Origin of the sequence: Psychrobacter sp., from assembly GCF_030457785.1 — a bacterium.
Classification (GTDB): domain Bacteria; phylum Pseudomonadota; class Gammaproteobacteria; order Pseudomonadales; family Moraxellaceae; genus Psychrobacter.
Map to the genome: position 1 here is coordinate 1 of NZ_JAKDUI010000085.1, position 10,050 is coordinate 10,050.

Annotated in this window: 10 protein-coding genes; 6 read left to right on the plus strand and 4 right to left on the minus strand. The window is 43.3% G+C overall.

Features of this window, described 5'->3' with window-relative positions; translation table 11 throughout:
* The first annotated feature begins 139 nt into the window (after positions 1–139).
* Entirely contained in the window at positions 140–742 is a 603-nt protein-coding gene (locus tag L0J61_RS05790) for a bifunctional 2-polyprenyl-6-hydroxyphenol methylase/3-demethylubiquinol 3-O-methyltransferase UbiG (protein ID WP_301465385.1), read from the plus strand.
* Between the two features lie 77 nt (positions 743–819).
* Here L0J61_RS05790 and L0J61_RS05795 read toward each other — a convergent pair whose 3' ends face one another.
* The 4 genes from L0J61_RS05795 to pnuC all read right to left on the minus strand — a co-directional run bounded on the left by L0J61_RS05795 (position 820) and on the right by pnuC (position 3,724).
* Complete coding sequence (locus L0J61_RS05795) at positions 820–1,203, minus strand: MliC family protein (RefSeq protein WP_301465386.1); 384 nt, start codon at positions 1,201–1,203, stop codon at positions 820–822.
* 144 nt (positions 1,204–1,347) lie between these two features.
* Positions 1,348–2,124 (minus strand): DMT family transporter, encoded by a 777-nt coding sequence (locus L0J61_RS05800; protein WP_301465387.1) that lies wholly within the window; start codon positions 2,122–2,124, stop codon positions 1,348–1,350.
* Positions 2,125–2,457: 333 nt separating this feature from the next.
* Positions 2,458–3,051: an ATP-binding protein gene (locus L0J61_RS05805; protein ID WP_301465388.1), complete on the minus strand. Its 594-nt coding sequence runs from the start codon at positions 3,049–3,051 to the stop codon at positions 2,458–2,460.
* On the minus strand, positions 3,002–3,724 hold the full coding sequence (gene pnuC, locus L0J61_RS05810) for a nicotinamide riboside transporter PnuC (RefSeq protein ID WP_301465389.1): 723 nt from the start codon (positions 3,722–3,724) through the stop codon (positions 3,002–3,004). The genes L0J61_RS05805 and pnuC overlap by 50 nt, the downstream gene beginning before the upstream one ends.
* Positions 3,725–4,008: 284 nt before the next feature.
* Between pnuC and L0J61_RS05815 the strand changes: the two genes are divergently transcribed.
* From L0J61_RS05815 to dnaX, 5 genes are all read left to right on the plus strand, one after another.
* Entirely contained in the window at positions 4,009–5,154 is a 1,146-nt protein-coding gene (locus L0J61_RS05815; RefSeq protein WP_301465390.1) for a beta-ketoacyl-ACP synthase III, read from the plus strand.
* 242 nt (positions 5,155–5,396) lie between these two features.
* A complete protein-coding gene (gene prfA, locus L0J61_RS05820) occupies positions 5,397–6,485 on the plus strand; it encodes a peptide chain release factor 1 (RefSeq protein WP_301465391.1) in 1,089 nt (362 codons plus the stop codon).
* Between the two features lie 183 nt (positions 6,486–6,668).
* Complete coding sequence (lysS, locus tag L0J61_RS05825; protein WP_301465392.1) at positions 6,669–8,207, plus strand: lysine--tRNA ligase; 1,539 nt, start codon at positions 6,669–6,671, stop codon at positions 8,205–8,207.
* Between the two features lie 56 nt (positions 8,208–8,263).
* Positions 8,264–8,620 carry a hypothetical protein gene (locus tag L0J61_RS05830; protein ID WP_301465393.1) on the plus strand — a complete coding sequence of 119 codons (357 nt, stop codon included), beginning with the start codon at positions 8,264–8,266 and terminating at the stop codon, positions 8,618–8,620.
* Between the two features lie 98 nt (positions 8,621–8,718).
* Positions 8,719–10,050 (plus strand): DNA polymerase III subunit gamma/tau (gene dnaX / locus L0J61_RS05835; RefSeq protein WP_301465394.1); only part of this gene is annotated, 1,332 nt, incomplete at its 3' end.

Here is a 10,050-nt window from a genome sequence, read left to right on the forward strand (position 1 = left end):
ATATAAAGCTTGCCGTTAAATTTGGACATATAAGGCCAGTGAATTCATGAAGGTAGGCGTTGTCGTGGTGAATAACTTTATACGATCGCAACTTACCAAAAAATAGTCGGTAGTAATTGGAAATATTAAGGAGCGTGAAATGTGGAATGAACGTTATAACGAACCGGGTTTTGCTTTTGGTACAGAGCCGAACGATTTTTTACGTGCAGTCGCTGAGAAAATACCAGCAGGCGGGGACGTGCTGTGCATAGCAGAAGGCGAGGGGCGTAATGCCGTTTTTTTAGCCGAGCAAGGTTATGACGTCACAGCAATGGATATCTCTGAAGTGGGGCTGCGTAAAGCAAGTCAGTTGGCTACAGATAGAGGCGTGACCATCAAGACACAAGTTGCTGATTTGGCTGATTATTCATTCGGTGAGAATGAGTGGGATGCTATTGTGTCTATTTGGGCACATACACCAACCCCTGTTCGCCAGTACATACATAATCAGATGGCGACTGCGCTAAAACCAAGCGGCGTATTTATTTTAGAAGCTTATACTTTTGAACAGACGACTATGTCAGGTGTGGGTGGTCCGCCAGCGTCCAAAAAAGACAATTTCATGTCATTAAAGAAGTTGCGGGCTGAACTCAATGACCTCACAGAAGTGGTCGGGGTGGAGAAACAACGTACGGTTTCAGAAGGCAAACGTCATCAAGGGCTCAGTGCTGTTGTTCAGTTTGTTGGACGCAACAGCAACTGATATTGATTGTATCGGAAGCCAAAAAGAGCCGGTAGTTTGACTAGCGGCTCTTTTTGTTAGATTGTTCCGTCCTAGATTTAGATATGGCATGTCACTTGGTATTCCTGACCATTATCTGAGGCAATGGTTAAGGTGCCATCAGTGCCTTTGGTATGCCAATCATAAGTTGTTTCAGAATTCATATCGTTTACATATCGAGCGCCAGACGCCGATACAGCATGATCCATGGTTATTTGTATATCGTTTAAGCCAACGTTAGGCAAACTCATGGTTAAATTTGCGGTTTGAGCGTCATTATCGTAAGTAGCAGTAACCATGCCACTGTCTTCGCAAGTGAACGAATAAACCGTTGGTTTGGTAGCGGTGTTTGGTGCTGTCGTGGCTTGTGTATTGGTGGTTGTGTTGCTCGCACAGGCTGATAGTAATATTGCGAAAGATGCGATGGTTAATGTTTTTTTCATAACACTGCTCCTAATGTGTAGTGGAAAGCGAATAATTAAAACGATTATTGTGGTTTTTTATCGAAATGTATCAGCTGAAATAGCTTAACAAGTATGAATAAGCTGACTTTAGTGTTGTTTTGTTTGCGAGGCATTTGCTTTCATTTAATTGGCTGGTCTGAGCGTTGTTTTATTTAAAATAAAGACAAGCACGGCGCCCAAGATAACAGCACTGGCTATCACAAACTCTACTGTTAACTGCTCAGATAAAAACACGACGCCGAGTAAGGCGGCCAGTACTGGTACGCAAAGCTGTACGACAGCTGCTTGCGTGTTTTTCAGTAGCGGCATTGCCGCATACCAAATGCTGTAGCCCAGCCCTGATGCAATTGCACCTGATGCCCCTGCTAGTATCAATCCTTCGAAAGTAATGAGGTCTAAGCTAATGTTTTCTAAGCCCATATTATCGAGAGAAGTCATTGCTATTAACAAAAGGATCGGGATCGCGACCAGACTTCTTGCGAAGTTAAATCCGGTAGATCGAAGCGGTGATACACAAGATTTTCCACGTATGCTATAAATGCCCCAAGCGGCACCGCTGATAGCCATGAGTAATGCAGCAGATAATGAAGGCACGGCAGCTGATGGCAACATCAAGTAAACAAATCCTGCTACTGCCACGAAAAATGCGAGCCATTGCAATGCGCTCAAGCGCTCTTTTTTGTATATGCCCCAACCAATCATAGTCAGCTGAACTGCTGAAAATAAAATCAGCGCGCCTGTGCCAGTATCTAGCTCTACATAAGCAATCGAAAAGCACAGTGCATAAGCCACTAAGCTGATGCTGCTTATCCAACTGCCTTTATCAGCCAAAACAGCGTCATGAAAAGCGGCTTCTAGTTGGTGTGATTTTTGACGTAGTCGGTATGCGTGAACCCACATAATAATACCTAAGCACACAGCTGCGCTTAATAGACGTAGGATGGTAAAACTCCATGCATCTATATAGCCATTCGCTAACGCCATCCTACAAAAGAGAGAGTTCGCTGCAAAGGCAAGTAGCGCAATAATTGTATAAACCGTGGCTTTCAAAAGCAATTCCTATAGGGCGTATTGATACTCAGCTGCTGAATGAAGCAACCTTGTATCAGTAAGTACATCAGTCAGTTTTCGAGTCCATAATATGAGCGGCTTAGGGCGTGTCGTCAAACAGCTTGTCTTTGCGTTTAGTAATCTTGAACGGTTAAATTTTGCTGAATAACGCTTTTAAATAGCCTAAGCAAATAGATTGTAATCTTTTAACAACTCAATAACTTGTTCAACTCGAGCATACCTGTCACCTCGGATACGTACAAATTTTTTATCATACTTCTGGAGCTGACTAGCGAAGTGTTCATCTATTTCTTCACGCTGATGCGGGCTATCACGTAGATCATCGGCGACCCAAGGGGTATCAATATCAGTTAATAATATCAGGTCGTACTGATGTGACAACGCTGCATTTGTGAGTTCACGAGGGCAGTCGCTATAATACCAATTAGAATAAACCATTAGCTCAAACAAGCTGGTATCACAAAACAGCAAGTTATTTTGGTCAACCGCTTGTTGTGCTAAGTCGTTTTCTTTTCTGGTTTGACCTTGAGCGATGGGTAATAAATCATCCCAAGTGCAAGTCTGCTGTTTATTATCCCATTTGGATTGCAGATACGTACGCATGTACTCGGGCACCCAAGGACATTTAAAATGTGCTGCCAAGTCGCTACACAAGGTGGTTTTGCCAGTACTTTCTGCGCCTAATATGGCCACATTGACGACTGATTTAGGCGTATGTTGCTTTAAATTGTCTGCGATATCGTTGTTGCCATTCATAGTAAGCCCAGATCGCGATGAGTGTGAAGACTACGTATTGTAGTGAGGTAAAAGTTAGACCTTTATAAAAATATAGAGGGACAGAGATGGCGTCAGCCACAATCCATAAAATCCAGTGCTCAATTTTCCGACGTGCCATAAGCCACATCGCCATCAAAAATAAAGCGGTGGTTAGCATGTCGGTATAATCAACCCAAGTGAATAAATGCGCACCGAGCACGGCACCGTCGAAACTAAATCCATTATTGATGACTGGACGGAAATAATAAATCAATGCCACAAAGGTGATAGTAGCGGCGGCTAAACTGATTAACGTTGGCATGTCTTTTGTGCTCAATTTTTCAACTTGAACAGCACCTTCGGTGTCAGAGCTTGCTAACGGTTTTTCTTGTTGCTGATTGTTTGCTTTGTTTTTTGACCAATTAATCCAACCGTATAAGCTCATCACTGTATAATAAGCATTGATAAACATATCGCCAAACAGCTGCCACTTCCACAGCAAATAAACAAAAATAGCAGTACTGACAAGACCGATGGGGAAGACGAGGATATTGGTTCTGCTGGCGAGCATAACACTTGCGATGCCAAATAGTACTGCAACCAGCTCCAGCGCTATAAACAACGTAGAGTAGTCAGCATATTGGCCAAATAGCCAGTTAAAAATGTCTACCATTAATCTTCCTAAGTCTTATCGCGAGTTGGTGTTTTGGTCGACTATATCTTGTATAGTGGAAAATCGCCCTAATTATACCTTGGCGACGGCGAGATAAAGTCAGTCTTTACGTATTTATGGCAAGAAACAGGTTATTTGTAACAAAGTATTAGAAAAATTATATTATTCAGGCATAATAAAGATATTGATTTTAAGTTTACAGCCATTCACTCATTTGAATGGTTATTAATTTTCACCTTTCATGCTTATCTCGAGCACTATAATAGTAGACAAGGAAGCTTATCATGACGACTTGTATCACTGGCACTGGCCTATACATCCCACCTTATAGCATCAGCAATGAAGAGCTGGTAGCATCATTTAACCAGTATGTTGAGAATTATAATGCAGCGCATGCGGGTGAGATAGAAGCTGGAACTGTGACTGCTCTTCAGCCTTCATCAGCAGCCTTCATCGAAAAAGTATCCGGTATCAAATCCCGTTATGTGATGGAAAAAGACGGTATTTTAGACCCTGAAATTATGGCACCAGTTATTGCTTATCGTAATTTGGGCGAAGAGTTGTCCGTTATGGCAGAGATGGGCACGGCAGCGTTAAAAGACGCTTTGGCCGATGCAGGTCTTGAGGCCAATGACTTAGATGGCATCATCCTTGCCTGTTCAAACTTTCAGCGCACCTATCCTGCGGTTTCTATCGAAATTCAAAACGAAATCGGCATGGTCGGTGGTTTTGCTTATGATATGAACGTTGCCTGTAGTGCAGCTACTTTTGGTCTGTCACAAGCTCATGGTTCTATCGCGTCTGGTTTAGCCAAACGTGTCGCCGTGGTCAATGTGGAGATCACTTCAGCGCATCTCAATTGGCGAAATCGCGACAGCCACTTCATCTTTGGTGATGTCGCAACAGCCTCTATCGTTGAAGATCTAGACACGCCAAAAGGCTATGAAATCTTAGATTCCAAGTTATTTACCCAGTTCTCAACCAATATCAAAAATGAATATGGTTTCATGGATCGCTCTGAGTTCTTAGCAGCCCAAACAGGTATGTATCCTGATATCAAAGAGCCAGTCACTGATAAGCTGTTTTTGCAAAATGGTCGTAAAGTATTCCGTGAAGTCTGTCCAAAAGTCTCAGAGATCATCACTGAGCATTTGACTGAGAATAACTTCCAGGCTAGCGATGTAAAAATGATGTGGCTACATCAAGCCAATGCCAATATGCTGGATTTAATACTACGTACTGTCGTTGGTAAAGAAGCGGACAAAGCCATTGTTCCAAGCGTAATTGCTGAATTTGGTAATACGAGCTCAGCCAGTCCGATGATTGTTTTCCATCGCTATAAAGATGAGCTAGCATCAGGTGATTTGGGTGTGATTTGCTCATTTGGTGCTGGTTATTCGATTGGTTCGGTATTGGTGCGTAAAGTGTAATATCCAACACCTCCTAATTTTCAGAATTTAAAATAGCTAAGAGTATTCTTAGCTATTTTTTTATGGAACGGCTTGTTTTTGGGTGTATAACAGATTCAGTAAAATGGTTTTAACTGTACTGCTTGGATAGAAGGTCTACTATTTGAGAGTAGTCTGGTAAGTTTATCCAGAGATTTTAAATTGAAGTCAAAAATTTGCTATAATTGCATCCTTATCCCAATAATTTAAATAAAAGTCCTTTTATGAAAGAATCCTTACGCCTGCGTTTAGACCAGATGGTAGACCGCTATGAAGAGGTAACCGCCTTATTATCAGATCCTAGCGTCATCAGTGATAATAATAAATTCCGTGAATTGTCTGTCGAGCATAATGATTTGATGGAAATCACTACCTTATGGCAGAACTATCTGGGCGCAGAAACGGATCAGGAAGAGGCTGAAATGATGCTGGCTGAAGCTTCAGATCCTGACATGAAAGAGATGATGCAAGATGAGATCGACAGTGCTCGCGATACCATTATCGAGATGGAAGAAGCGCTCAATGTTATGATGTTGCCAAAAGACCCTAATGATAAAGTGCCCGCATTTCTGGAGATACGCGCTGGTACAGGCGGCGATGAAGCAGCGATTTTTTCGGGTGATCTGTTCCGTATGTACCAAAAGTACGCCCAAAACCAAGGGTGGACACTGGAAGTGCTATCAGCAAGTGAAGGTGAGCACGGTGGCTATAAAGAAATCATCACTCGGGTTTCTGGCAACAGTGTCTATGGCCGCTTGAAATTTGAGTCGGGCGCTCACAGAGTTCAGCGTGTGCCCGAAACAGAAAGCCAAGGGCGTGTGCACACGTCAGCCTGTACGGTTGCGGTCATGCCAGAGGTTGAGATTGATGATAATGTAGATATCAATACTGCGGATCTCAAGATGGATACTTTTCGCTCAAGTGGTGCAGGTGGTCAGCATGTCAACACCACTGACTCGGCTGTACGTTTGACACATATCCCGACTGGCACTGTGGTTGAGTGTCAGCAAGAGCGTAGTCAGCATAAAAACCGAGCGCACGCGATGAAGATGCTGGTCTCAAAAATTCAGCAAGCCAAAGTACAGGCACAGGTCGATGTGGCAGATTCGATACGCCGAGATTTGGTCGGTAGTGGTGATCGATCAGAGCGTATCCGTACTTATAACTTCCCGCAAGGACGTATGACGGACCACCGTATTAATTTAACATTGTATAAGCTGGATTCTATTATAGAGGGCGATTTGGATGAGACCCTTGATGCTTTATTACGTGAACATCAAGCAGATCTAATGGCCAGTATTGGTGGTGAGTAATCAATAGGCCAGCATTGATCGCTCGTGTCTTACGATAAGAAGCCAGTCGCAAAATGCTGAGAGTACGGCATTGTCTCCATGACAGCGTTTGTTTTTTACTACTCATTTTTATGTTGATGAGTATGGATTATATTTTTAAGTTTTCGTTTGTTTATTTCACTACCTAATAATTTTGAGAGTACTATGTCAAAGCACAACAATCAGAACCAAGAGCAAGCACCAACAGTAGAAGAATCAAACGAGCTGATTGCACAAATGCAGGCTAAGCTGGATGATATCAGCGCCTCAGGAAAACAGCCATATCCAAACACGTTCAAGCGTACGGATTATGCTAAAGATTTGCAGACGGCTTTTGACGGTATCTCTAAGCAAGAAATAGAAGAAAAATCTGCTAACGGCGAAAAGACACAAGTCAAAGTAGCAGGTCGTGTCATGCTTAATCGCGGCTCTTTTATTGTTATACAAGACATGAGTGGCCGTATTCAGTTGTATGTTGCACGCAAAGAGCTGGATGATGAAACGAAAGCGAGCATCAAAGCATTGGATTTGGGTGATATCGTTGGTGTATCAGGTTATATCGGTCGTTCAGGAAAAGGCGATCTGTATGTGCACATCGAAGAGTTTACTTTATTGACTAAAACATTGCGCCCAATGCCGAATAAATTTCATGGCTTGGCAGATGTGGAGGTGCGATATCGCAACCGCCACCTTGATTTAATGACCAATGAAACGACTCGCGATACCTTTATGACTCGCAGTCAGATTGTCAGTGGTATTCGCAGATTCATGCTCAACGAACGTTTCATGGAAGTTGAAACGCCAATGATGCATCCTATCCCTGGTGGTGCAGTGGCGCGTCCGTTTGTGACCCATCATAATGCTTTGGATATGCCGCTTTATTTGCGCATCGCACCTGAGCTTTATTTGAAGCGATTGGTGGTTGGCGGTTTTGATAAAGTATTTGAAATCAACCGTAGTTTCCGTAACGAAGGTGTTTCAACTCGTCATAACCCTGAATTTACCATGATTGAGTTTTATCAAGCGTATGCTGACTATCACGATTTAATGGATCTGACAGAGCGTTTGTTTAATGAGTTGGCGCTAGATGTTTTAGGCACGACTGAAATTACTTATCAAGAAGAGGCCATCAGTCTGCAAGCACCTTTTGCGCGCCTATCTATGTCTGATGCCATTGCAAAGTATGCAGAAAACTTCGATATGGCACGTATCAGCGACCGTGAGTATCTGGCAGAGTACGTATCGGAGACACTTAGACAGCCAGTGAAAGATGTGTTTGGCGTAGGAAAGCTACAGACGATTATCTTTGAAGAAACAGCAGAGCATCAATTGCGTCAGCCGACTTTCATCACTGAATATCCAGCTGAAACATCGCCATTGGCACGCCGTAGCGATGAGAATCCAGAAATTACTGATCGATTTGAGCTGTTTGTTGGTGGACGTGAGTTAGCAAATGGCTTCAGTGAGCTAAATGACCCTGCTGATCAAGCAGAGCGCTTCCACGGTCAGGTTGCTGAAAAAGATGCTGGCGACGATGAAGCCATGCATTTCGACGAAGATTACATCGAAGCGCTATCTTACGGCTTACCACCGACTGCGGGTGAGGGTATCGGTATTGATCGACTGGTCATGCTGTTTACTGACTCGGCCAGTATTCGTGACGTGATTTTATTCCCGCATATGCGCCGCAAAACCGAGAGCTAAAAGGATTTTCTTGCTACAAGTGCATGCGGGTACTAAACACTCGAATGTGGTACAAGTTGTTTAATAGCTCAATCAAGGATTCTCATAAAGCAGGAAGTCCTCTACCAAAAGATCAGCTCGCTACTTTGGTAGATGAGTCTATGTATACTTATGCCTGTTTAGTAGAAAAAATCATAGCGTATAGAATCTTTGATCAAGATTCTCGCTGGCATGGTTGTGTTCGCCATGAGCATTCTTATCATGTGTTTGGTCGCCATTATATGATGGTTCTTTATGCACAAGATGACAATAGCTCGCTGAGTATGGTCCAAGTTCGTCAATCTCATCAAGATCTACTGGCTGATCTCAATGCCAAAATACAGGATCCAGTATTGAACGATTTATTTTTGATTGGTGTTGATACCAACAACTGACCGACCTAAAATCCCAGTTATGATCCAACTCGAATCCTACTATAGATCGCTTATCTGATACTCTTTTCATCTTTGCATTACGTATATTGGCACTTATTATGACGCAGCAATATCAAGTCTTAGCTCGTAAATATCGTCCAAAAAACTTTCATGAGTTGATTGGGCAAACGCACGTCTCTCAAGCGTTGATTAATGCGATTGATTATAACCGTTTGCATCACGCTTATCTTTTTACAGGCACACGCGGTGTGGGTAAGACGACAATCGCAAGGATTTTATCTAAATGTTTAAACTGTGATACGGGCATCACCAGCACACCTTGCGGAGTGTGTGACAACTGTGTGGCTATCGATCAGGGCAGGTTCATTGATCTCATTGAGATTGACGCTGCCTCTCGCACAAAAGTTGAAGACACCCGAGAGCTGTTAGACAATGTCCCATATGCACCAAGCCAAGGGCGTTATAAGGTTTATCTGATTGATGAAGTGCACATGCTGTCTACGCACAGTTTTAATGCGCTTCTTAAGACGTTGGAAGAGCCACCTGAACATGTGAAGTTCTTATTAGCGACTACTGATCCACAAAAACTACCTATCACCATCATCTCTCGCTGTCTACAGTTTGTGCTGCGGCCGCTGCCACAGACGCTACTTAGTGAGCATTTGGCAAATATCTTGACCCAAGAACAAGTCGCTTATACGCAGCCTGCGCTTTGGCAATTGGCTAGTGCTGCTAAAGGCTCTGTCCGCGATGCATTATCATTGACAGATCAGGCAATCGCTTTTGGTCAAGGTGGATTAGACGACGCAACGGTCAATGCCATGTTAGGATTGATTGACGCTGCTGACTTAATTCACCTAATCACAGATATTTATAATCATGATAAGACTGCTGTTGCTAGCCATATTGAGCAAATGCGCTCACAGATGGTGGATGCAAGTAGTATGTTTGATGGGCTGGCTGAGCTTCTTCATCAGTTGGCGTTGACTCAATTGTTGCCTGATGTTGCTCTAAACGTCAATGAAAAACAAGCGCAAGAAATTCAAGCACTTGCGCAGCATATTAGCCCCGATGTCTTGCAACTTTATTATGAGATTGTTGTACAGGCACGTGAAGGCGTAAAGCTTGCGAGTACACCAATGCAAGCACTCGAAATGTGCATTTTACGTCTATTGGCTTTTCGTCCGCTGCCTACTAATGAAATACTAAATGATGCACCTGCCACATCTTCTTCTACGACAGAGCGTGCTTCCTCTTCTGAGCCGGAAAGTGGATACCTTGTATCGCAAGCGCCCGTTCAAAGGTATGATATCGCTGATCAAAGTCATCAACATACGGAAGCACCAACGGATAGTTCTTTTGAACCTGAACCAGTCGTTGAGCCTGAACCAACCGTTGAGCCTGAACCAACCGTTGAGCCTGAACCAACC